This window comes from Chitinophaga silvisoli, from assembly GCF_003412465.1.
Taxonomy (GTDB): domain Bacteria; phylum Bacteroidota; class Bacteroidia; order Chitinophagales; family Chitinophagaceae; genus Chitinophaga; species Chitinophaga silvisoli.
Genome location: NZ_QTJV01000007.1, coordinates 413,877 through 437,322 on the forward strand (window position 1 = coordinate 413,877; position 23,446 = coordinate 437,322).

General features: G+C 46.4%; 17 protein-coding genes and 1 riboswitch. Of the genes, 5 read left to right on the top strand and 12 right to left on the bottom strand.

Annotation, left to right across the window (positions count from 1 at the left end):
- Nucleotides 1-4 precede the first annotated feature (4 nt).
- Nucleotides 5-2,188: a S9 family peptidase gene (locus DXN04_RS20410; protein WP_116855237.1), complete on the bottom strand. Its 2,184-nt coding sequence runs from the start codon at nucleotides 2,186-2,188 to the stop codon at nucleotides 5-7.
- A gap of 371 nt (nucleotides 2,189-2,559) precedes the next feature.
- Between DXN04_RS20410 and DXN04_RS20415 the strand changes: the two genes are divergently transcribed.
- A complete protein-coding gene (locus tag DXN04_RS20415; RefSeq protein ID WP_116855238.1) occupies nucleotides 2,560-2,805 on the top strand; it encodes a hypothetical protein in 246 nt (81 codons plus the stop codon).
- Between the two features lie 18 nt (nucleotides 2,806-2,823).
- Here the strand turns inward: DXN04_RS20415 and DXN04_RS20420 are convergent, their stop codons facing one another.
- From DXN04_RS20420 to DXN04_RS20430, 3 genes are all read right to left on the bottom strand, one after another.
- On the bottom strand, nucleotides 2,824-3,717 hold the full coding sequence (locus tag DXN04_RS20420) for a YihY/virulence factor BrkB family protein (RefSeq protein ID WP_116855239.1): 894 nt from the start codon (nucleotides 3,715-3,717) through the stop codon (nucleotides 2,824-2,826).
- 218 nt (nucleotides 3,718-3,935) lie between these two features.
- Entirely contained in the window at nucleotides 3,936-4,373 is a 438-nt protein-coding gene (locus DXN04_RS20425; RefSeq protein ID WP_147320006.1) for a hypothetical protein, read from the bottom strand.
- A 68-nt stretch (nucleotides 4,374-4,441) separates the two neighbouring features.
- The gene (locus tag DXN04_RS20430) at nucleotides 4,442-6,889 is read right to left on the bottom strand and encodes an AsmA family protein (protein WP_158569092.1); all 2,448 of its coding nucleotides are present in this window, start codon (nucleotides 6,887-6,889) and stop codon (nucleotides 4,442-4,444) included.
- Between the two features lie 248 nt (nucleotides 6,890-7,137).
- Between DXN04_RS20430 and DXN04_RS20435 the strand changes: the two genes are divergently transcribed.
- On the top strand, nucleotides 7,138-8,919 hold the full coding sequence (locus DXN04_RS20435) for a glycoside hydrolase family 15 protein (RefSeq protein ID WP_199415092.1): 1,782 nt from the start codon (nucleotides 7,138-7,140) through the stop codon (nucleotides 8,917-8,919).
- 93 nt (nucleotides 8,920-9,012) lie between these two features.
- Here DXN04_RS20435 and DXN04_RS20440 read toward each other — a convergent pair whose 3' ends face one another.
- From DXN04_RS20440 to DXN04_RS20450, 3 genes are all read right to left on the bottom strand, one after another.
- On the bottom strand, nucleotides 9,013-11,187 hold the full coding sequence (locus DXN04_RS20440) for a bifunctional alpha,alpha-trehalose-phosphate synthase (UDP-forming)/trehalose-phosphatase (protein WP_116855243.1): 2,175 nt from the start codon (nucleotides 11,185-11,187) through the stop codon (nucleotides 9,013-9,015).
- Between the two features lie 435 nt (nucleotides 11,188-11,622).
- On the bottom strand, nucleotides 11,623-12,570 hold the full coding sequence (locus DXN04_RS20445) for an NADP-dependent oxidoreductase (RefSeq protein WP_116855244.1): 948 nt from the start codon (nucleotides 12,568-12,570) through the stop codon (nucleotides 11,623-11,625).
- A 50-nt stretch (nucleotides 12,571-12,620) separates the two neighbouring features.
- Nucleotides 12,621-13,883 (bottom strand): voltage-gated chloride channel family protein, encoded by a 1,263-nt coding sequence (locus tag DXN04_RS20450; protein WP_116855245.1) that lies wholly within the window; start codon nucleotides 13,881-13,883, stop codon nucleotides 12,621-12,623.
- 55 nt (nucleotides 13,884-13,938) lie between these two features.
- Nucleotides 13,939-14,013: riboswitch (Fluoride riboswitch) on the bottom strand.
- 206 nt (nucleotides 14,014-14,219) lie between these two features.
- Between DXN04_RS20450 and DXN04_RS20455 the strand changes: the two genes are divergently transcribed.
- On the top strand, nucleotides 14,220-15,050 hold the full coding sequence (locus DXN04_RS20455; protein ID WP_116855246.1) for a phosphatase PAP2 family protein: 831 nt from the start codon (nucleotides 14,220-14,222) through the stop codon (nucleotides 15,048-15,050).
- Between the two features lie 63 nt (nucleotides 15,051-15,113).
- Here DXN04_RS20455 and DXN04_RS20460 read toward each other — a convergent pair whose 3' ends face one another.
- From DXN04_RS20460 to DXN04_RS34600, 5 genes are all read right to left on the bottom strand, one after another.
- On the bottom strand, nucleotides 15,114-15,305 hold the full coding sequence (locus tag DXN04_RS20460; RefSeq protein WP_116855247.1) for a hypothetical protein: 192 nt from the start codon (nucleotides 15,303-15,305) through the stop codon (nucleotides 15,114-15,116).
- Between the two features lie 264 nt (nucleotides 15,306-15,569).
- The gene (locus DXN04_RS20465; protein ID WP_116855248.1) at nucleotides 15,570-16,658 is read right to left on the bottom strand and encodes an efflux RND transporter periplasmic adaptor subunit; all 1,089 of its coding nucleotides are present in this window, start codon (nucleotides 16,656-16,658) and stop codon (nucleotides 15,570-15,572) included.
- 104 nt (nucleotides 16,659-16,762) lie between these two features.
- Complete coding sequence (locus tag DXN04_RS20470) at nucleotides 16,763-19,972, bottom strand: efflux RND transporter permease subunit (protein ID WP_116855249.1); 3,210 nt, start codon at nucleotides 19,970-19,972, stop codon at nucleotides 16,763-16,765.
- A gap of 312 nt (nucleotides 19,973-20,284) precedes the next feature.
- Nucleotides 20,285-21,694, bottom strand: a complete 1,410-nt coding sequence (locus DXN04_RS20475) for a TolC family protein (protein WP_116855250.1) — start codon at nucleotides 21,692-21,694, stop codon at nucleotides 20,285-20,287.
- Between the two features lie 71 nt (nucleotides 21,695-21,765).
- The gene (locus tag DXN04_RS34600; RefSeq protein ID WP_147320007.1) at nucleotides 21,766-22,122 is read right to left on the bottom strand and encodes a hypothetical protein; all 357 of its coding nucleotides are present in this window, start codon (nucleotides 22,120-22,122) and stop codon (nucleotides 21,766-21,768) included.
- A 129-nt stretch (nucleotides 22,123-22,251) separates the two neighbouring features.
- Between DXN04_RS34600 and DXN04_RS20480 the strand changes: the two genes are divergently transcribed.
- Nucleotides 22,252-22,947 (top strand): LytR/AlgR family response regulator transcription factor, encoded by a 696-nt coding sequence (locus tag DXN04_RS20480; protein WP_116855251.1) that lies wholly within the window; start codon nucleotides 22,252-22,254, stop codon nucleotides 22,945-22,947.
- Between the two features lie 220 nt (nucleotides 22,948-23,167).
- Nucleotides 23,168-23,371: a hypothetical protein gene (locus DXN04_RS20485; protein WP_116855252.1), complete on the top strand. Its 204-nt coding sequence runs from the start codon at nucleotides 23,168-23,170 to the stop codon at nucleotides 23,369-23,371.
- Nucleotides 23,372-23,446: the final 75 nt, after the last annotated feature.

Consider the following 23,446-nt stretch of genomic DNA (forward strand, 5'->3'; position numbering starts at 1 on the left):
TCAATTACCTCGCGCCTGGCGCACAATGTTCTTTCAAATAATTAGTATACAAAGTCGCTAAATGTCTTCTCGTACCTTCCCCTTCACTAATACCATGGGTGCGGTTCGGATAGGCCATGAACTGGAAGATCTTATCATTTTTGATCAGCTCATTCAGCAACATTTCTGCGTTCTGATAATGCACATTGTCATCACCTGTACCATGTACATACAGCAGGTTGCCACGCAGGTTCTTTGCATAAGTGATCGGTGATCCTTTTACAAAATCCTCCCTGTTCTCCTGTGGCAATCCCATATAACGCTCCTGATAAATATTATCATAGGTCAGCTGGTTCCCCACAGCTGCAATGGCAATACCCGTCTTATAAATTTCAGGATACTGGAACAGCAGGTTCAGTGTCATAGAACCACCACCGCTCCAACCCCACACGGCTACACGTGAAGTATCCATATAGCTGTGTTCTCTGAACAGCTCTTTCGCGCCCATTGCCTGGTCACGGGCATTCAGGATCCCTACCTTACGATAGATCGCCTTGCGCCATGTTCTGCCTTTAGGTTGTGGTGTACCCCTGTTATCCATAGAGATGTAGATGTAACCATCTGCGGCCATATCACCATTGTACAGGTGATTGTAACCCGCACCATATTGATCCATGGTAGTAGCACCGGCTGGTTCACCATATACATAGAATACTACAGGATACTTTTTCGTAGAGTCAAAGTTGTTAGGCTTTGCCATCCAGCCCGTCATGGTCACACCATCTACAGTAGTTACATTGAAAAACTCCTGTTTCTGGATTCTGCGGGAGCTGATGATGTCTTTATAGATCTGCTCTCCCTCGCCGCTTTTGTGGGTAGCGAGTTTTACCACTTCCTGCTGATTGCGGTAGTAGTGGTTGGAGAAGCCATGCAATGCGTATTGTGCATCAGGAGAGATTTCGTAGGAATGTGTACCGGGTTCTGACAGCGGAGAAATTCGCTCCGGTTTGCCTTTACCATCCAGTGAAACCTTGTAGAGATACTGCTGGGTGGCGTCGTCGGGAGAAGCCAGGATGTAAGCCACTTTATGCGCTTCATCTACTTTCAGCAGGTTAATGACATCGTAGTTACCCGGCGTAATCAGTTGCTCCTTTCCTTTCAGGTCTACATTGTAAAGGTGTCGCCAGCCGTCTTTTTCACTTACCCATACGAAGGACTGTCCGTTGGAAAGCCAGTCCCAGCCGCTGATATCGCGGTCATCCCAGCGGGATTTCACATCAATCCAGGCAGAGTCGTTTTCTTTATAGAAAGAGCTTGCCTTGCCGGTAGCAGCATTGGCGAGGAAGAGGATACTTTCATTCTGCTTGCGGTTCAGCTGTTGCAGGATGAGTTCATTTCTGCCAGGTACCCATTCCATACGTGGAATGTAGTGTTGCTGTTCATCGCCGGGCACCTGCAGCCAGGTAGTCTTTGCAGTAGCAATATCTACCACGCCCACACGACATGCAGAAGGACTCTCCCCTGCTTTGGGATATTCTACCGGAACAGTATATGAATAGATAGAGTCAGTATTGTCGATCATGAGGAAGTCCCGGATCTTTGTGGCATCGATCTGCCAGTAGGCAATGGATTTGCCGTCAGGACTCCAGCGGAAACCATCGCGGCAGCCGAATTCTTCTTCGTAAGCCCAGTCGAAAGTACCATTGATCAGTCGGCGGGTACCGTCTGTCGTAAGAGCTTTACGCGTACCGCTGGCGAGATCTTCAACGTAGAGGTTATGCCCGCTTACGTAAGCAACCTGCCTGGCATCGGGAGAGAACTTAGCGAACATGAGGGAAGACTGGGGCAGGTCTGCACCGAGTTTCTTCAGACTATTATTACTCAGATCCAGTACATAGTAATCGCCACGGGTATCGTAGCGCCATACACGCTCCGCATTGGCATAAACGAGGAGTTTCTTTTCATCGGCAGAGAAGTCAAAGTCGCGGATCCTGATCTGGTAGTTACCCTGGGTCAATAATCTGGCTGGGACCTTTTCTGATTGTGAACCGTCTGAAAGTTTTACCGCAACGATAGAACTGGTAGAAGGCTCATAGATATATTGCCCGTCACGGCTCCATTTTGTGGATTGCCCGGGCTGCGCTACTGCTGTGGTGGCAGAGAAGCACGCCAACACCAGGAATAGATTTGTGTAACGAAATTTGCGCATCTGCAATGTTTGAGGCGGCAAGATAACGATATTCAGATTTATTTGGATGCCGTCTGTAACAGAATTGGACCTGGGGCTTTTAAATAAAATAAATCCTTTACTGACTACCAAAGGCAGTTTATGATAGGTGTGGAAAACAGATTGTGGAAAAGTTTTATAAAAGTGAAATACAACTAGTTATTAATAAAATTTATATATTTACACAGGCATTCAATTGGTTTGATTTTTGCCAGTCGATGGGGACATATATTACAATTCATCCAATGAAAACTTTTTATTATCCTTTGTAAACGGGGATATTAGTGTAACCAACATCAGGAAGAAAGAACAAGTATTAATTATTTTATCATCCTTTGAAAATCTTAAACACAATGATCCAGGTTATCTATTCTTACAAGAATCGTGAATTCCATCAGCTGGAAGATACTGTTATGAACCAACTCGCGCAAATGGGTGTGCGACAAATGCATGCATTACTGGAGCCCCTTTCGGACACGTTGGTAAATGAAAATGGAAGAATTACAATCAATCTGGACCAGCATCCAAAAATTACTGTAGAAGGGTTTAGCAATCCTGTAAAGGAGCATATTGAAATGGTGCTGAGGGGCGAGGCGTAATGCCTTGCTGACTCCTGTTTACATTTCTACATCTGCAAGTTCGTAAAACGTAGCATGCCTCAGTGGCTGCATAGGTCGTTGTTTAAATTCACTCCACGCCTTTGTAAACGCTGCCCCGTAATAGAAGATAATAGAACTGTAAAAGATAAACAGCATCAACAATACCGCCGAAGCAGAGGCACCGTACAGGATACCAATATTGCCGCCGTACAGCAAACGTCTCAGCACAAACTTGCCTATCCCGAACAGGATCCCCGTAAGGAATGCCCCGGAAAAAGCAACTTTCCAGTCAGGCCTGGCATCAGGCAGGTAGCGGAACAATACCGTGAACCAGGCCGTCATAATAGCCAGGGACACAACCTGCGTGAACAATTCATTGAAGATCAGGTCTGTATTGGGAAAGAGATCGTGAATGTAAGTACCCAGAAAGGCATGCGCACTTTCCGTCAGCACACTGGCCAGGAAAAGAATACCGGCCGCCCCGATCACAATCAGGGAACGCAGCCGTCCCATCAGGGACCTCACGAAACCTTCCCGCTGTGGCAGGCGGATTTGCCACAACTGGTTGAGCGAACTGCGAATTACTTTTAATAAAGTTGTAGCTACAAATAAGAGAAAGATAAACAGCAGTGTTGCTACCGGCCAGGTCTTACCCAGGTTTCGGAAGCCCCTCAGCGTCACCACTACCTGCTCGGCACTATCCGTACCTACCAGCTCGCCAAGACGCTGAAATAATTGCTTGCCCAAATGTTTCCGGTCAAATAACAGGCCCATGACCTGTAGCAGTATTAATAAGATAGGAGGCAACGCAAAACTGGCAAAGAACGCCGTTGCGCCAGCCAGCCGCAGTGGATCATTGTTCTGTAATGTCCGGAATGCAGTCCGGAATGTGCTGAAAAAGTCTCTTGACATCGGGAATAATATGGTCAGGTTAAAAGCCTAAAAAATCATGCCTTTTATCCCTTTCCCACATGAACTTATTTGCTGGTGTAAAAATTTAATCTGATTCCAATCCTTCTAATTATTGCACTTACCTAAAACGGGCAGCTAAATGAGCTGATTCGTTTCGCCAATTCCCTGTTGCTATCACATTATCCCCTTACATGCATAAGCCATTTTCAAAATGACCATCAGCGCCTGTCTGCCACAAAATAATCCTGTGTCACCACTACCCTTCCCGGCACCAGTTCTCCATTATAAACCAGGGTATTAAACCTGAACACGGAATCACTCGCCTCCTGCACCACACACAAAGTGCTATCCAGTTTAAAATACTCCTTCGTCATATACTCATAACTCAGCGAATCCAGGTAACCATCCAGGTACAATGCCGCTTTACCGGTTGTATACCCTGTCAGTTTTATATCCAGGTACGCTGTGCTATCCGCATAATTACGGGTATCATTCCTGAAATAAACAGTATCCCCATCTGTATTGATATAATACTGCAGACTTACCGTTTGCGAAATGAACCATTTGCCTGTGTAACTGATCGAAGTTCTGGTATCTTCATTTTTCTTACAGGCCACGATCATAGCCAGCAAAGCGATTGGCAATAGTTTTCTCATGGGTGCATTAAATAATTATAAGGCCGCAAAAATAGTTTATTTTCCCTTCCCTCAAACGCCGGCTATCCCTAATTTGTTACATCCTTGCCCTCATCTTTCTTTTTACTGCCTAATTTTATCTTCACTTTGCCATTTCCGTCATCCGTAGCATGCAGGTGTAGCACGATGCCCCTGGTCCTGCGTTTCTTTTTCATTTCCTTGTCCTCAATGTCCACATCCTTCTTAGGATTACGAAGCGGCACATCGATATAGAGATCTGTTCCCGATGTCATACCATATACCCCGGATACATCCATATAGAGCACACTGGAGTTGATCTGCATCGGCGGTACCAGCACCTTATCCCCCTGTATCGTGAGGTTATTTTTCACATTTTCAAAAGTAATATTTCCCATATCCCGCTTCCTGAACGCAATGTTCCCTATATCCTCCAGCTGCGATACATGTACCAGCGCGCCTTGTCTCAGTTCAAACCCCATCGTGCCATACAGCGATTTCGGTGCCACCTTGCCATTGTCAAAGATATTGCCGGAAATGTTCGCTTTGGCTGACAGGATGCCCCGCAGGTTTTTCGAATTCAGGGTCTGCATACCGAAATCATTGAATGCATAGAACAACTGGTCCACATGCACATTATTAATGTCTGTATTGACCTTAAAACGGTTATTATTGCCATTCTGGAGGACGTTACCACTCAGCTGGATAGTTCCCCCCGCATGTGAGAGCGCAATCTGGTTGAGCCGGATATCTGTCTGGGTCAGTGAGATGTCTGCCCTGACCTGCTGTGCCGTAAAGCGCTGATAAATGAGCTTATCCAGCGCCACATTCAGGTTCACATTACAGGAATTAAGCATCACATCCAGCTGGTTCGTGATACGGGTCATCTTCTTCCGCGCCGCTGCCTTGCTTTGCACGACCTTGCCTCTCTGTGCCAGGAAACCCCTGAACTCATTCAGGTCCAGGATCGGACTATGTACCTTCCAGGCCAGTTGCAACTTCTCAGGCGCTGAGAAAAACAGGTTGGTTATATTCAGCACACTCCCCTCCATGAAAAGCTTGCTCTTTGCTGTCTGCACGCTGATATTTTCCATGTAAAGGTCCTGCCCGGTAAAATCCAGCTTCGCATTGCAGTCTGTAAACTGCAGGTTGCGCGGTATATATGCCAGTACACCGTGTAATACTTCTACAGTGCCTTTCAGGAAAGGTTTGATAGTATCTCCCGCAGTAATGCCTCCCTTGTAAAACAGGTTCGCTTTTGCTGTGCCACCGGTGAAGTTAAAGACACCATCCGCATTCAGGTCCGTCAATTGAAAATCCGCCCTGAAATAGCCGGTCAATGCAGGATGCTGTAAATTGGAAATATGAACAGTATCTGCCGTCACCGGGATACTGAAACAACGCGTGTTCAGGTTGTAAAGACTGATGATAGAATTATCATCCCCATGCCCCTTTCCAGGTACCCAGTCATTGCTGTAACTACCGCCAAAACTACATTCCGTGAGCTCCAGCCCTTTTGTAGTAATGTTATTATCTTTTGTTTGCCAGATCACCTTCAGCAAAGGCGTACCTTTATCTGCCAGTCCGCCTTTGATCACACACTCCGCATCCAGTGGTTTTTCCATCTGAATACTATCCAGCCTTTCTTTGATATTCGGGGTGAGCATAGTAGAGACATGTGCCAGCGAAGCATTTTCAGCTATGATATGGATGGTGAATGCCTTATCATCTGCAAATGAAAAATTCGCACCTACTGAAAGGTCCTGTTTATTATCAATCCGTAAGATCTGCTGGGGAATATCGAGTACTTTCTTCCTGGTATTATAATGCAGTTCCAGGTCTGTAGAAAGGTCTTTATCCTTTAAGAAACTGCCCCTGCCGGTATTGAAAGCAAAGGAGTTTACTTTCAGATCCATGTCCACCCTAGCCGTCCATCCGGAATCATTGGTGAGCAAGCTGCCACGCAGGCGCGAGACATCGAAATCAAAGGACTTTCCTTTCAGCTGGTTATCCATTACCAGCCTTACATGCTCCAGGTTTAACCTGGTAATATCCGCATTCGTGCTGCTTCCTTTTGTGTTTTTCACCTGCTCATTTTTCTTCTTCAACACGCTGGCATTGGTGTATCCCGTACTATCAGTATACAGGTAGATCGTTCCTTTTTGTAGACTGATCTGCTTTATGTCCAGCTGCTTCCTGAGCAGTGCCAGGGTATTCACCTGTACAAAGAGGCGCGAGACTTTCACCAGCTCATGCTTATGTTGCACCCAGAGACTATCTTTCACACTTACATCTTTCAGCGCAACAGATACATCAGGAAAACTTTGCACCAAAGCAGGTTCCAGTTCTCCAATAGTCAATTCGCCCCCATGGAGGCGGTCATTCACCTGGTCGCTGATCTGCTTCAGGATGTATGCTTTATGCGTGTGAATATAAAAAGCAAGGGCCAGCCAAAGCAAGAGCAACAGACCTATGAGGCCACTGAAAACAATGATGGTTATACGAAGCCATTTGCGCATATACAACATAATATACGAAAAAAATGCCAATCGGGCTGCGCCAGTAAAACCCGCAATGGTATTAACAGGCCGGAAGTCCTGCCTGCAATGGAATCAAACCTGATAATTCAGTTCCCCGGCCAGGTCCACACCCCGGCTCAATTCCCCAATTCCTCAATTGTGGAACACCTTTTGTGTAAACAATGAACAATCAGTGAAGAAAGATGTATTGAATAATTTAATACCAAGCCGGAAAAGGAATAATACTTATGGACAAACACACCTATCAAACAGGCTTGATCGGTAACTGCGCTTTCCTGGCGCATGTGAACATCAACACCAATATCGACTGGCTTTGCTGGCCCCAGATGGATAGTACCTTCGTGTTCGGAGGCATGCTTGACAAGAAAAAGGGAGGAGAGTTCTCCATCCTGCCCGAGGGAGAATACAATAGCCGACAGTATTATCTTGAAAATACCAACATCCTGGTCACTGAAATTACCAGTGCAAATGGTAAATACAGGATTACCGATTTTGCCCCACGTTTTTATCAATACGAAAGGTATTTCAAACCATTGATGCTGATCCGTAAAATCACCCCACTGGAAGGCAATCCACGTGTCCGGGTCAAATGTGAACCCGTATGTGACTACGGTGGGCGCAAACTCAAAGCACAGCGGGGCAGCAATCACATCGAATTCCTGGGATGTGATGAACATATCCGCCTTACCACCAATATTCCTGTGAGCTACCTTTTTGAAGAGGAATTCTTCGTTGTGAATGAAGAAAAATACCTCCTTCTCTCCTATGGCCAGCCCCTGGAAGCGCCACTCAATAGTACTGCTGAACGTTTCCTCCGCGAAACGACCGTTTATTGGCGTACCTGGATCAAGCACTCCAATATCGCCAACTTCTACCAGCCAGCCGTCATCCGTTCTGCCCTGGCCCTGAAGATTCACCAGTATGAAGATACCGGGGCTATCATCGCCGCCAGCACTACCAGTCTGCCGGAATCTCCGGGTAGCGGACGTAACTGGGATTACCGCTATTGCTGGCTCAGGGATACATATTACGTAATTACCGCCCTCAACCATATTGGTCACTTCGAGGAAATGGAAAAGTATTTCAGCTATGTGGCTGATATTTCCTTCTCAGGTGATTACCGGTACCAGCCGCTTTATGGCATTACGGGCAAAAAGAACCTGGTTGAGCAAATACTTCCACATCTGGACGGCTACCAGGGCAATCAACCTGTAAGGGTCGGAAATCAGGCCTATGAGCATATCCAGAATGATATCTACGGACAGGTACTCATCTCCATGTTGCCCTTATATACCGATCATCGCTTTGTCTTCTCTGAAAGAAAAGACTCTGCCTGGTGGATCGAATACCTCCTCAGGAAGATCGAACGAACCATCGATGAAAAAGATGCAGGTATCTGGGAGTTCCGCAACTTCGCCAACATCCATTGCTACAGTAACCTGTTCCAGTGGGCGGGTTGCTCTGCAGCAGAAAAAATGGCCCGTATCATCGGCAACAATGACCTGGCGGCACAGGCCGTAGCTTTAAAGAATAGAGCAGCAGCGCATATCGAAAGCTGTTACGACCCGATTCGTAAAGTATATACCAATGCAACAGGTAGTCTGTACCTGGATGCCAGCACCCTGCAGCTCATCATGATGAACTACCTGGATCCGGCTTCTGACAAGGCAAAAGATCACCTGGCGGCATTGGAAAAAGAGTTGAAAACACCGAACGGTTTATTCTATCGTTACCTGCACTCAGATGATTTCGGGAAGCCGAAGACGACCTTCCTGGTCTGCGCTTTCTGGTATGTGGAAGCACTGGCATGTGTAGGTAGAGTGGATGATGCAGTGAAAGAATTTGAGAAGCTGATGCAATATTCAAATCATCTCATGTTGTTTAGTGAAGACGTGGATGAAACAAATGGTAGTCAGTGGGGCAATTTCCCGCAGGCTTACAGCCATGTAGGCCTGATGAATGCAGCTTACAGGATAGCGATGAAACTGGATACGCCGATCTTCAAATAGTTTTGAATTAAGGTTTACAATAAATGAAAAGGGCTACAGAGATCTCTCCGTAGCCGCTTTTTTTTTGCGTTCGCCGTATGGGGAACAATATTTTTATACCAAAATCAAAGATTTCAAAAACGCCCGCACCTCCCGATGATTCCTCAAATAAAACCGCGCTGCCGACAACTGGCTGCCCACCTTTATTGTCACGGCATCGTGTGGCAATGCTTTAAAAATATCCTCATCCGTATGATCGTCTCCAATTGCCAGGGTAAAGTCATAATGCTTATTCTGCAACCATGACAAGGTAGCCTTTCCTTTATTGATCTCCACGTTCTTCACCTCGATCACCTTATCTCCGGGCAATAATTGTAAGCCTTTATCCGCCGCAAAATAACGCAGTGTATTCATCAGCTCATTCGCACGCAATTCACCCAAACCTGCTTCCGCCTTGCGATAATGCCATACCAGTGAAAAACTCTTCTCTTCGATAAATGAACCCGGCGTACGATCGGTAAATGTCTCCAGGATAGGCGCAATATCCGCTTTCCACTGATCCGTTAATCCCGGCAATTGCTGCCACTCTTCTCCATGCTTTTTATGGAACGCGCCATGTTCTGCTATGAGATCGAGTTTCAGATGTCCCAGCCATTCTTCTAATGTCTGGTATTTACGACCACTCACCATGACCACCCGGTTCAACGGATCTGCTGTGAGCTCCGACAGCAACTGGATCAGGTCCTGGTCCGGCGAAGCTAAATCGATGTTGGTCTGGAATCCAACCAGTGTACCATCGTAGTCAAGGAAGATCGCTCTTTCCTTCGCATCTTTATAACTTTTTCTAACATGCACCTGCATTTCCAGGCTCATTCTTCTCGCCAGCATAGACTGCTGCAGCTGTTTCACTTCCTGTAATCTTGCCATAAATAATTTTACCCAATGTGAAATGTTAAACTTAGATACAATCTGCTGCATCTGTTTCATTCGTCTTCTTTGCTCACCCTCCGGCATATTCAATGCTTCATGGATGGCGCGCGCGATCGCACCGATATTGTTGGGGTTCACAATGAGTGCATCAATGAGTTCCTTGCTGGCACCAGCCATTTCACTCAGGATCAGTACACCATTGCTATCCTTCCGGCTGGCCACATATTCCTTGCTCACGAGGTTCATACCATCGCGCATAGGTGTCACCAGTCCTACGTCTGCAAAGCTGTACAAAGCAGACAATGTCTCCACCGGAAAACTGCGATAAAAATAATTAATAGGATGCCAGTTCAACGTACGGAAGCGGGCATTGATGCCCCCTGCCAGCATATCAATAGCATCTCTCAGTTCCTTGTATTGTGCCACGGAATCTCTCGATGGCACTACGATCATATACAGTACTACTTTCTCAATATATTCCGGGTACAGTTGCAGGAATAATTCAAAGGCCTGCAAACGTTGAATAATACCCTTGCTGTAATCAAGTCTGTCAATAGACAAAACCATGTGTGTACCCTGGAAATTCTCGCGCAGACTCTCTACCTGTTTGATCACCTCCGGATCCTGTGATAACAATTCGAATTTATTGTTGTCAATCCCCATGGGAAAGGTCTCCGCTACTACTGCACGGTCATTCACAGTCACCACATTCGCATTTGCATTCAGTGGCAGCAAACGCGTTACTGCATTGAGGAAATGATGACTATCATCAAAAGTATGAAAGCCCAGTAAGTCTGCACCCAGCATACCTTCAAGCAATTCAACACGCCATGGAATCAAACGGAATAATTCAAATGATGGAAAAGGAATATGCTGGAAATAACCAATGGCTACATCCGGCGCAGCAGCACGGATCATGCCCGGTAAGAGCAATAACTGGTAATCGTGAATCCAGATCACATCGCCGGGTTCCGCCACTTCTAAAACAGCGTCCCTGAATTTTGTATTCACCTGGTAATAGTAATCCCAATAAACCTGTTCATAGCGGGCATATACGGACATATAGTGGAAAACCGGCCACAGTACTTCGTTCGAGAATCCTTCGTAATAGTTATTGATTTCATCCTGGGTCAGGTACACCGGCATGAGGTTCATAGTGCCCAGTTGTTGTTTGATCTGCCCCTGTGCGGCTTCGTTTACGTCCACGCCGGGCCATCCAATCCAGATGTTGTAGCCTTGCCTGTAAATGGACCCCAGCCCTGTAGCCAAACCGCCTTCACTCGGATTCAACACATATTCGCCATCCTTCTCAGTGATCTTTACCGGTAGCCTGTTCGATACAATAATGGTTTTACTCATAATACAGTTTTAGTCAAAAAATCGATGCTATAATAAAATGCCAATCGCGGTATGGAATTCCACACATCAAAAAACGCACCTGAATAGTACGGGAAATTGAAACCTGTCACAACATGTCAAATAGATGAGAGCCCCGGGTTATGCTAAGTGAAGCAAGTTAAAATGTAAGTATGGGGATGCGACAGACGGGGCAAAGGTACGGAATTTATTTTTAATGGGTTGAATGAAGCCGGCCGCAGGTCAGCGGCCGGCTCAATTAGTCGTTGAAGTTAGTGCAACAGCATTGCTTTGCTTTAATGATAAATTTGCTAATAATATTACTGAAAGGTCCTTTATATATTCATTAATATTATTGCTGAAATATCCTTTTAATTCGTTAATAGTACTGCTGTAAACCTTTATAAATTCTTTAACATTATTGTTGTAAGCCTTTAATTACAATACCACAATTGTCTTTCCTTTACTATTCAATTTCTTAATTTCTGCTAATGCAGCCGGTGTTTCTTCCAACGTAATCTCCCGCTCCACCGGCACCTTCAGCGCTCCATTATCCACCGCATCCGAAAGCGTATCCAACAAGGTCCGGTTCCCTTTCAATTCAAAATTTCCTCCCTGCAATCCTTTCTTTTTTAAATCCTCTTCATCGGCTACAAAGGCTGTTGTCAATGCAACACCACCCTTCTTCACATATTGCGTAAGCACTTTAAATGCATCCGGGCTACTCACCATATCAATCAATCCATCCACACCATCAGGATACTTATTCCTGATAATATCCGCTACATTCAATTTTTTATAATTAATGGTTTCTTTCGCGCCGAATTCACTCACCCTACTCGCTCCCTGGTCATCACTCACCGTAGCAATTACATAAATTCCCTGCATGGCTGCCAGCTGAATCAGGAAAGAACCTACACCACCTGTAGCACCTACTACCAGCAGAATTGACTCATGCTTCAACCCGGATTTCTCAATCATTTGCAAAGCAGTCATTCCCGCAGTTGGTATGGCTGCAGCCTGCTTGAGAGGAATATTTTTAGGCGCGAGAGATAATGCTGCTTTTTCAGGCACCACTACATATTCTGCAAATGTACCTTCGCCTACCGGCGCATGCAGGAACTGACCATAGATGTGATCCCCTGTTTTAAACTGCGTCACACCTTCACCAGTTTCTTCCACCACCCCTGCTGCATCTACACCCGGTATCATGGGGAAATGATGCGGCATTTGTCCATCCAGGATCCCATCAATCATTTTGGCATCAAAAGGATTGATCCCTGCGGCTACAATCCGTACCAGCATACTGCCAGTCTTAACTGCCGGCTTAGGTTGTTCTGTTAATTCAGGGCTTGCTTTAAATTGGGGAATTGTAATGGCTTTCATATCTTGATTTTAGATGACAATGTGCAACAAAAACTCTGCCGGCTCTGGCCTTATTCCCATTTCTTTGAAACTCCTAAACGCTGGGCACTATAAATGCCGGAATGCCCACTGAAATAATATGCCGTAAAACACGCTACCGCAAAATACAACACGTTGCTTGTTCCAAACAACTCCACCCCCATCAATGTACAGGCTATCGGTGTATTCGTGGCACCTGCAAACACCGCGATAAAACCTATGCCCGCAAAGAGGTCTACCGGCGCTCCCACCAATACCGCTATGGTATGGCCTAATGCCGCACCAATGAAAAACAGGGGTGTCACCTCTCCTCCCTTAAAGCCCATCGCCAGTGTGATAGCTGTAAACAATAACTTCCACAACCATGCCCACCTGGATATCTCTATGTCTTTAAATGCATTCACAATGCTCACCCCACCGGGGTCCTTGCTCAGTACACCCAAACCAGTGTAATCCTCTGTGCCCAGGACCCGGCAAAAGGCAATAATGATCAAGCCACCCACCACAGGAATCAACCATGCCGGACGAATGAACTGCTTGCTGTATTTTTTGATCTGGTGCATGCAGGTGGAAAATAAAAAACCCGCTAAACCAAATGCAATGCCCGCCACAATTACTTTCGCGAGCAGCAAATAATCAAACGGGGTATCCGGTGAAAATAAAATCTGGTAATGCGTATGATGAATACCCCAGGCACTACATACCCAATCAGCAAATACAGCTGCAATCAAACATGGCACTAATGCATCGTACCTGATCACCCCAATTGCCAGCACCTCCAGCGCGAAAACAGTACCTGTAAGTGGCGTACCAAATACCGCCCCAAACCCCGCTGCAATCCCCGTCATTAAAAGGATCCTTACATCCCCTGGCGATAAACGCATCCACCTGCCCAGCAATCCTGCCATACTGCCCCCTATTTGTACCGCAGTTCCTTCGCGACCCGCTGAGCCGCCAAACAAATGTGTGAGAATAGTAGTCAGCAGCACAAGTGGAGCCATCCTGGCAGGCACGCCGCCGCCTGGCTCATGAATCTCATCCATAATGAGGTTGTTGCCTTTCTCCGAAGTACCGCCCAACTTGTTATAAAGGAAATAAATACCAATCCCTGCTATAGGCAGCAAATACAATAACCAAGGATGTTCCCAGCGGAAATGCGTGACATAGTCCAGTAGCCAGAGAAATAATGCTACCAGCGAGCCGACTACCAGCGCGACAGGGATAATAATAACAGTCCAGCGAACCAGCTGGCAGGCAATCGTAAATTGTTCTAAAGATTTGTTAAATTTCAACATGTTCCTACAAATATATAAACAGAACTGCCCGCTTGTATGAGCAGAAATATACTTACTATTTGTAGGCGCCATCAGACCCTAAGAATAAGGGACAGTTCTTGTGCAGGAAGACACCATTTCCTGGTATTGATGCGAATATACAAAATAAAAATTCAATTGTATCCAAAAAGCCGGCCACGGCATCTTTCCATTCAAACGTTTGTTTAAAACCCAGGCTCCTACAAACGTTTGATCTATCTAAATAAAATATTATTTACCTTCAGAATCTCTACAGAATGTTTTTTTTGTTTTGTAGTATATGCACAACATTATGTTACTACCGATAATCTGTATTGGATGAGATTAAACTCTTTATACCTACAACTGTTATTGCCGTTCGTAATAGTAAGCGGGGTTTGCGCCCAGCAGCTGCCAGCCGATTCGGGAGTAGCAATGATTAAAAAGGATAGCTCCTTTTTAAAGCTCTTCAAGGGAAACAAAAAATACGAATGTACAATTGCCAGTGTAGTGGTTCCTGCTGCTATGCTTGGTTATGGCCTTGCTACTTTCGAATACGGTCCGCTACGTAATCTTGATCATAGTACCAAGAACGAGATCATGGAAGATAATGCGACCTTCCATACCAAAATAGATAATTACACCCGCTATGCACCCGCATTAAGTGTGTACGCCCTGAATGCTATGGGCATCCATGGTGCACACAATTTCCGCGACCGTACCATCATCCTTGGTATTTCATCATTAGTAATGATGGGAACTGTAGGTGGTGTGAAGACACTTTCTCACAGGCAGCGCCCGGATGGAAGTACTTTCAACTCCTTCCCTTCAGGCCATACCGCCACGTCTTTCATGGGTGCTGAATTCATGCGCCAGGAATACAAGGATGTAAGTCCATGGTATGGGGTCTATGGATATGCCATGGCTACTGCTACCGGTGTGCTGCGTATGTATAACAACCGCCACTGGCTGAGTGATGTGATTGCAGGGGCTGGTTTGGGTATCCTGAGTACCAAGGCAGCCTATTGGGTATTCCCTAAGATGGAAAGAGCTTTTGCGAAGAAAGATGGAAGAGAGGGAAAAAATAGTATGCATCCTATTGCCATGCCTACCTACAATCCCGATACGAAGTCTGTGGGCGTGAGTATCGTGTTCTTTCCTGGTAACTGATTCAGGCATTCAATTAGTCGTTTCAAATCCGCCAATAATTCAAAAAACAAAAGGGAGCCACTGTCAGGCCCCCTTTTTTCTTTTCTCATCGGCGATGTCTTTCTGATCATATTCACTTTCATCATAGCCTTCCAGCATTTTGTTCTGATCGTCGTCGTAATCCTTTTTTGCAGTCGGCTTTACTTTTGGCGCGACTTCCACGTTTTCTCTCTTGACGGCTTTTATTGTTCTTTTCAGGTTTGTTGATTTTTTCATAATACACCTTTTGGAGATAGTATTACAAAAATGCTGCCTGATGCCAATTTATTTTGGTAAAAATTAACTACTGCATACATCCAATCAACTGATACCTCCGTTCACTGAATACCTCCATTTTACCAATTCCGAACCATTAAATACGTCCAACCAACTTTACATCTCTTTTCACTGAATACTTCCATTTTTCCCAAACCAGCACTCCTAAAAACCTCCAATCACTTATAATTTCCATTCTCAAAAATCCATCGCCCGATGAGCCTCCTACTCAATACTCACATTCTCCTTTATATCATCCGTTGCCGGCGCTATCACCTTATCCCCCGCCTGCAATGAACCAAACACTTCCGTTGAATCATTATGATGATTTCCCTCCTGCACATCTACCCAATGCGTAATTCCACTCCTCACCGCTATCACATACTTCTTCTCCGTCGATGTCACAATCGCCGTAGCCGGCACCACCATGGCCTGTCGGCTACCACTCACCGGAATCGTAATCTCCGCATACATGCCCGGTTTCAGCGTATGCCCGGGATTGAACACATCCACCTCTACTGCCTCTGAACGGAAACGGTCATTCAATGATCCCGCCTGACGGCTGATCGTACCCGTAAACTCCTTACCCGGCAAAGCATTCACCCTGAATGATACCTTTTGTGCATCCCCCAGTTGCGCACTATAAATCTCCGGCACCTGCACAATAAGACGCAAACGATCCTCCTGCTCCAGCATCAGCATGGGCCTGCCATCTATATTCGTTGTGGGCCCTACCAGCGCCCCCGGGTGTACATTACGCTCAGTGATCACGCCATCAAACGGCGCTGTCACCTGCAGGTAACTCCGGGTCGCTTCCAATGCCCTGAAATTCGCCAGCTGGCTGTTCATAATTGCACTATCCGCCAGCATCTTTGCATTCGACACTTCCAGGTCATGGGGAGAAATGGTACCAGGTGTAGCACTTACTGCCACAGTACGTTCGTAATTATCCTTAGACGCTGCATAATCTGCCTTCGCCTGCAGCCATTTCGCCTGTGCTGCATAATATTGCTGGATCACCTCCGGTGCATCCAGTTCCAGCAACATCTGTCCTTTCCTCACCACCGATCCCCTGTCTACCAATACATTTTTCACAAAGCCGTTTGCACGCGGATAAATACTCACCTTCTGGTAAGCATCCAGTACGGCTGGCAACTGGATACTGGACGATAATGGCTCTTGTACCACCGTTGAAAAAGTATATTGACTGCCGTGGTGTTTTTCTTCTTTCTTCTTTTTCGAAGAAGCCTCGCGGCATGCTGCCAGCATGCTCACTGCCGTACATATAATGACGAGTCTATGTTGATTATTCATGTTAATGATTGATAGTTAAAAGTTCAGTAATAGTAAATTGTCCCGGCATCAAAATCCCTGGTACAGGATTGAATTCCCAGAACCAGGGTTTCATAAATAAAACCCTAATGCTCCGCAGCCACCTCATCTTCCGGCATCAGCGAAACCGGATCAAACGTCACCTTCCGCTGCATCCTTGCATACACCAATGGCAATATAAACAGCGCCGCAACCGTAGAAGCAATCAATCCTCCAATCACCGCCCTGCCCAAAGGTGCCGTCTGATCACCCGATTCACCCATGCCCGATGCCATCGGGATCATCCCCGCTATCATCGCCAGACTCGTCATCAATATCGGTCGCAGACGAATACCCGCACTCACAATACCCGCCTTATACGCATCCCTGTAATCAATACGCAGTTTCTCCGCATTCGTCACAATCAAAATCGCATTCGCCACCGATACCCCCGTTGACATAATCATTCCCATATATGATTGCAGATTCAGCGTAGACCCCGTCAGCAACAACATCAGCAGTGCACCCGCTATTACCGCAGGCACCGTCACCAATACCACAAAACTCAGTCGGAATGACTGGTAATTCGCCGCCAGCAACAGGAAAATCACCATCACCGCCAGCATCAAACCATTCTGCAAACCATCCAATGTTTCCGTCAGCAAACTTGAACTACCCTGCACCTTTGCTATCAAACCACGTGGCGGTGTCCCCATCTCATCAATCTCATGCTGCACTGCTTTCGTTGCAGCCCCTAAATCGATATTGGAAATATTCGCACTCACCGTCAGGTAACGACGCGGTCCCGAACGATCATACTCTCCAGGTACCTCACTCGTACTAAAACTCGCCACATCCCCCAACACCGGCCTTGCCTGCCCCTTCACCAGCGGAATCTCCTGCAGGTCACTGATCGCCTGCATACTATACTCGGGGATCTGTACCTGCACCTGGTAAGTGTAAGCCCCTTTCTCATCCAGCCACTGGTTCTTTTCCGAAAAACGGCTACTGGATGTTGAAGCCGTCACCGAACGCGCTACCTGGTACACATTCAATCCCATCTGCGCTACCTTGAACCTGTCTACATTGATCCTGATCACCGGGTAATGCAAGGGCTGTACAATCTGCACATCACGTAAAAATGAAAGCTCCTTCAGGCGATTCGTCAGCGTCGTCGCATACTTCTGAATCTGCTGCATATCTTTCCCCGCTACTCTCACCTCGATAGGCGTAGAAGCTCCCTGCGCCATAATCTTCTCTGTCATATCAATAGGCTCAAAAGACACACGTAGCTGCGGATATTTCTCATGAATCATATCACGCAACTTATCCTTCAGTTCATCAATATTCACCTTATAATCCTCATTCAGGTTCACCTGCAACACTGCCTCGTGCGTACCCGCATTGAATACATACAGGTTACTCGAGCCGTAACTACTCGGAATCAGACCTACATAAGCAGAACTGATTTCAACATTATTGTCCGTCGCCTGATCGATCAGCTGCAATACCTGGTGTACCTTCTCCTCCGTCCTTTCCAACCGCGTACCATCCGGCTCTTTCAGGCGTAACTGGAACTGCCCCACATTAAGATGCGGCATCAGGTCCTTCCCAATCACCACATACGCCGTACCTGCTGCCCCAAATGCAATAATCAGGTACAAGGTGATCACCAGCGAAGAGCGCCTTCCGAGCCCTTCCAGCACCCGCATAAACCAGGCTTTGAATTTCTCAAAGCCACTCAGTTTTTCAGGATGCACCTGCTGCTCTTCCATATGATCATTCACCTCTTTCACCTCTTCCTTATCCAAGGCCAGTCCAGCATGCGCATGCTGGTACTTCTCCGCCTTCAGCCACCAGTTGGATATAACCGGTACAAGTGTCTGTGCAGTAAAGAAAGAAGCGATCATTGCAAAACCAATAGATAATGATAATGGCAGGAACATCGCTTTCGGCACGCCTGACATAATGAAGGATGGCGCAAACACGGCAAGGATACACAGGAGGATGAGCAACAAGGGAAACGCAATCTCTTCACAAGCTTCATAAATCGCCTGCCGCTTGGGTTTCCCCATCTCCAGGTGCTGGTGGATATTCTCAATCGTTACCGTGGCCTGATCCACAAGCACCCCGATGGCCAGTGCCAACCCGGACAATGTCATCAGGTTGATCGTCTGCCCCGATAAGTAGAGCCCAAATACGGCAGATAAAATGGCTATCGGTATAGTGATCACCACGACAAGACAACTCCTTACATCACGCAGGAAGAGCAACACCATCAGACCTGTCAGCACGGCCCCCAGGATCCCCTCCGTCATTAAGCCTTTCACAGCATTGATCACGGCAACCGACTGGTCAAATTCATAAGTGATCCTGGTATCTTCCGGCAATAAATTCTGCATCTCGGGCAACTTCGCCTTCAGCTGTTTCACTACCTCCCAGGTAGATGCATCCGGTGTCTTCACCACCGGCATATAAACCGAACGCTTTCCGTTTACCAGCGCATAGTCTACCGTCACATCCGCGCCGTCAGATACAGTCGCAATATCCTTCACAAACACCGTCGCATTACCATTCGTAGTTACAGGAATATTACCAAAGTCAGTTACCTGTTCTTCCAGTGAGTTGATCGTAGTAAGAAACATCTTATTGTTGATACGAATGTTCCCGGATGGACTCATGGCATTGTTGCGTGCAATGGCTTCCACTACCTGATCAGCACTCAGGTTAAAACTACGCAGCCTGTCCGGGTTCACATTCACCACTACTGAACGTGCATTTGCACCAAATGGCGGAGAGGCAGACAATCCCGGTACAGTGGCAAACATCGGCCTGATACGGGTCGTCGCCATATCATAGATATCTTTCAGTGGGCGTGTCTGGGAACTAAATACCAGTTCACCTACCGGTAATGAAGATGCATCAAAGCGAATCACCTGTGGCGGCGCAGCACCCGGAGGAAAGAAGTTCATCGCACGGCTTACCTGCAGCGCTACCTGTGCAGAGGCCTCCCCCATGTCAGTACCTTCATAGAAGGTAAGCTTGATCATGGTGAGACCCTGAATGTTCTTACTACTGATATTTTTGATCCCATTCACATACAGGAACTGGTCCTGTAAGCGGGTAGCAAAGAAACCTTCCATCTGCTGGGCAGACATACCTCCATATGGTTCTATCACATAGATAGTCGGCTGGTTTAGCTTCGGGAAAATATCGATGGGTATATTAATAACTGCCAGTATAGAAAAAAGGAACACGCCCAGTGTCAGTACGACAACCGAGATTGGCTTTTTTAAGGCAGTAGAGACTAATGACATAGAATTATTTTAAGTTCAGAGAATGGATGTATCTCTTCTAATGATGTTGTTCAACGACCAGGTGTTTATTCAACGGGTAGATGTTGTTCAACGAAAAGATGTTTACTCAACGCGTACATATTGGTCAACGACCAGATGTTTACTCAACGCGTACATATTGGTCAACGACCAGATGTTTACTCAACGCGTAGATGTTTATTCAACTACCAGATGTTACTCAACGCGTAGATGTTATTCAACTACCAGATGTAACTCAACGCGTAGATGTTTATTCAGCGGTTAGACGCTCATGAATTATCTCCTGCTTCCCCTTTATAACTGCCCACGCGTCGCTTCCAGCTGCTGCACCAATGTCTGGATCGTATTCGTAGCAAATGCCTCCATAAACAGTGATTGCCACGCATCATGCCGGGTCTGAATCAGGTCATTCTCTGCCCGGTTCAATACATACAATGCATTCGTCACATCAATGATGTTCGTCAACCCACCCTTATACAAAGCCATCTTTTGTGCAGCCGCCGCTCTCGCAGCATTCAGCTGTGCCGGCATTTCATTCAGCTTGTCTACCGCCGTATGAATGTTCACCCTGGCCTGATTCAGCTGGTTGTCCAGCAAAGTATGAGACGATTCCAGCTGGTTAGCCGCAGCCCTTGTACGTACATATTGCTCCCTCATCCTGTCTCTGGTATGAAAGATGTCCGCCACATTATAGGTGATCCCTACACCCGCCAGGTAATTGTAACGGCTGTAGCCAAAGCCTGTCTCTAAATGCTGGTATTCGTCATTGCTGTTGATACTGGAACCCCTGGCCCAACCGGCTGCCAGCAGCATCACCTTTGGCATCGCCGTTTTACGGATCACCTGTTCATGTTTCTTAGCCGAGGCGAGCAGGGCATTGTAATACATCAATGCAGGATGTGTCTGCTCTACAGTCGCGGTATCAGACTGTGCCAGTAATACCTGGCGAAGCCCTTGATCATAAAGTGTATCCGGTACAATCGCTGTACTATCCAGGCCTGTAAGACTTGCGAGGTGCATGCGCACCTTGTTATATCCATTCTGGAAATCGATATAGTTCAACCGGGCTTTTGACAATTCTGCCGCTGCAATTGCACTATCTACCCCTGGTTTCAACCCATGCAGTACAATGCTGGTGACCGCCTGGGATACTGATTTAGTACGTTCTATATTGTCCGCCTGGATACGCATCAGGTTATAATATTCCAGCATAGACAGGTAATCCTGGATTACAGAAACGGTAAGGTCATTGGCCGTGATGCCGGCATCTGCACCGGCTACCAGTTGTTGTTGCCTGGCTTCATCCTTACGCACCTTGTACAGGCCAAAATTGTAAACTTCCCATTGCAATTGTGCCATGCCGATATTGCCGGCTACAGCCTGTGAATTGTTGGCCGCCCGGATCCCGCCGGAAGTAGAAGGAATGATGCTCATGGGGAAGTAAGAGCCATACACGCCATTATCGGAGCCTATAGTCGCTTCTTCCACCAGTTTCAGGTTTGGATACCACTCGTGATTGACATCGGTCGTATGTGCGGCCGCAGCATTGGCGAGGGTATTCTTTGCCTTCAGTGTAGGATAATGCTGCAGGGTCATATCGATTGCCTGCTTCAATTGTAAAGTTTGTGCAAAGCTATGCGCACTTATGCCTGCCAACAGGCATAGCAAAACCGCACATCGCTTTACAGTAATGTTCAGATACATAACTGCGCGAAATGTTAGTGCGCTGTAACAGCGCGTAAATAAGTAATTACGGAAATTGAGTTATATGGAAATTATGCCACCGGTGGCCCCCGCCAGTCGCTAAGCGAGTTCGATACGCTGATGATAGATTCAGTATATCCTTTATATTGGGGATGAATGTATACGAACAGCGGCTTAATCCTGATACTGGAAACAGTCAGGAAATATTCATTATAATCTACAAGTCCACGGTTACGTAAATTGAACTTGTTGACAGCCCTTGCCCTGAAATGAGTTTTACCACAATAGGTGTGAAAATGCTGTGGAGTCTTATAACTGAGTAGCTGCGGCTGCCCCTTCGGGGATGCATGATCCCCGGCCACTCCTCCGTAAACGAACGGGAAGAGTATGCATGATAATATAAGGATGAGCCTTGGCAGCTGTTTCAATTGAGACCCGGTTTAGAACATGCAAGATATTTATTACATTTTAATTTTAATAAGGTCTTAACAGGTTTTAAGCAAATTATAATATGCAAAAGGCGCGTCCGTAGTCCTGAAAGCCCTTATATTTGCGGCATGAACTGCCTTATTGTAGACGACAATAAGCTGGCCCGCACGGCAATGAAACAATTGGCCAGCCACGTTGAACAACTGCATGTACTGGGCGAATGTGCCAGTGCGCTCGAAGCCTATAATGTACTGCAAAAAGAAAAAGTAGACCTGCTCCTCCTCGACATCGAAATGCCGGGAATGAGTGGACTGGAACTAACCCGCAACCTGGGGAAAAAAGGTCCTGTCATTATCTTTACCACCGTCAAAAAAGATTATGCTGTAGAAGCCTTTGAGCTGAACGTTGCAGACTACCTGATTAAACCAGTGAGTCCCGCGCGCTTTATCCAGGCCATCGATAAGGCGAAGGAGATCTGTGAAAGCACCGCGCAGGAAGTACAGAGCACAGACAGTGAATTTGTCTTTATCCGTGACAATGGAGTGCTCAAAAGAATCCGCATAGACGAGATCTTATATCTGGAGGCAATGGGCGATTATGTAAAACTACATACCGTGCAGAAGTTCCATGCTATCCACACCACGCTCAAAGCTGTGGAAGAGAAACTGCCCGCCGGCAGGTTTATGCGGGTGCACAGGTCTTATATCGTAGCACTCGATAAAATAGAATCGATTGAAGACGGTACTATCATTATACATAAGAATGCAGTGCCGGTGGCAGATGCCTATCGCTCGGTCTTAAATAGCAAATTAAACCTGCTATAAATACGCAGCTGCCCGCCGGAAGGCACTTCCAATCAATCACTATCCGGCCGGCAGCTGCTTTTGTTTCCCCACTCCCCCTGAGAAAAAATCCCCACCGACAGTTTTTCCTTTTTGAACGACCACTAATGCCTGTTAACCCAAATCGACCAGACACCTGAAGATCAGGGATGTACCTTTAGGTCATCAAACAAATTGATCACAAATACTAAAAACAACTGTCATGAAAAAGATAGCAATGCTGATGGCCGCTGCCCTGATGCTGGTAGGTACCGCCACTTTCGCAAACAATACCGTTAAAGCTGCAAAAACAGTTAAAACAGAACAGGCTCCAACTGAAAAGAAAGCCCCTAAAAAACATCACAAGAAACATCATTACAAAAAAGCAGCAGGTACTGCAGCTAAGCCAGCTCCAGCTACCAAATAGTTTTTTAATGGACATCTTTACAAAACGATCGCTTCTGCCCAAGGCAGAAGCGATCGTTTGTGAAGAAAAATTGTA

Excerpts from the sequence above, each read along its gene's own strand:
- DXN04_RS20440 (WP_116855243.1), bottom strand. The coding sequence starts at position 11,187 with ATGAGTAAAACCATTATTGTATCGAACAGGCTACCGGTAAAGATCACT.
- DXN04_RS20430 (WP_158569092.1), bottom strand. The coding sequence starts at position 6,889 with ATGCGCAAATGGCTTCGTATAACCATCATTGTTTTCAGTGGCCTCATA.
- DXN04_RS20470 (WP_116855249.1), bottom strand. The coding sequence starts at position 19,972 with ATGTCATTAGTCTCTACTGCCTTAAAAAAGCCAATCTCGGTTGTCGTA.
- DXN04_RS20435 (WP_199415092.1), top strand. The coding sequence starts at position 7,138 with ATGGACAAACACACCTATCAAACAGGCTTGATCGGTAACTGCGCTTTC.
- DXN04_RS20460 (WP_116855247.1), bottom strand. The coding sequence starts at position 15,305 with ATGAAAAAATCAACAAACCTGAAAAGAACAATAAAAGCCGTCAAGAGA.
- DXN04_RS20445 (WP_116855244.1), bottom strand. The coding sequence starts at position 12,570 with ATGAAAGCCATTACAATTCCCCAATTTAAAGCAAGCCCTGAATTAACA.
- DXN04_RS20475 (WP_116855250.1), bottom strand. The coding sequence starts at position 21,694 with ATGTATCTGAACATTACTGTAAAGCGATGTGCGGTTTTGCTATGCCTG.
- DXN04_RS20455 (WP_116855246.1), top strand. The coding sequence starts at position 14,220 with ATGAGATTAAACTCTTTATACCTACAACTGTTATTGCCGTTCGTAATA.
- DXN04_RS20420 (WP_116855239.1), bottom strand. The coding sequence starts at position 3,717 with ATGTCAAGAGACTTTTTCAGCACATTCCGGACTGCATTCCGGACATTA.
- DXN04_RS20480 (WP_116855251.1), top strand. The coding sequence starts at position 22,252 with ATGAACTGCCTTATTGTAGACGACAATAAGCTGGCCCGCACGGCAATG.
- DXN04_RS20485 (WP_116855252.1), top strand. The coding sequence starts at position 23,168 with ATGAAAAAGATAGCAATGCTGATGGCCGCTGCCCTGATGCTGGTAGGT.
- DXN04_RS20415 (WP_116855238.1), top strand. The coding sequence starts at position 2,560 with ATGATCCAGGTTATCTATTCTTACAAGAATCGTGAATTCCATCAGCTG.
- DXN04_RS20410 (WP_116855237.1), bottom strand. The coding sequence starts at position 2,188 with ATGCGCAAATTTCGTTACACAAATCTATTCCTGGTGTTGGCGTGCTTC.
- DXN04_RS20465 (WP_116855248.1), bottom strand. The coding sequence starts at position 16,658 with ATGAATAATCAACATAGACTCGTCATTATATGTACGGCAGTGAGCATG.
- DXN04_RS20425 (WP_147320006.1), bottom strand. The coding sequence starts at position 4,373 with ATGAGAAAACTATTGCCAATCGCTTTGCTGGCTATGATCGTGGCCTGT.
- DXN04_RS20450 (WP_116855245.1), bottom strand. The coding sequence starts at position 13,883 with ATGTTGAAATTTAACAAATCTTTAGAACAATTTACGATTGCCTGCCAG.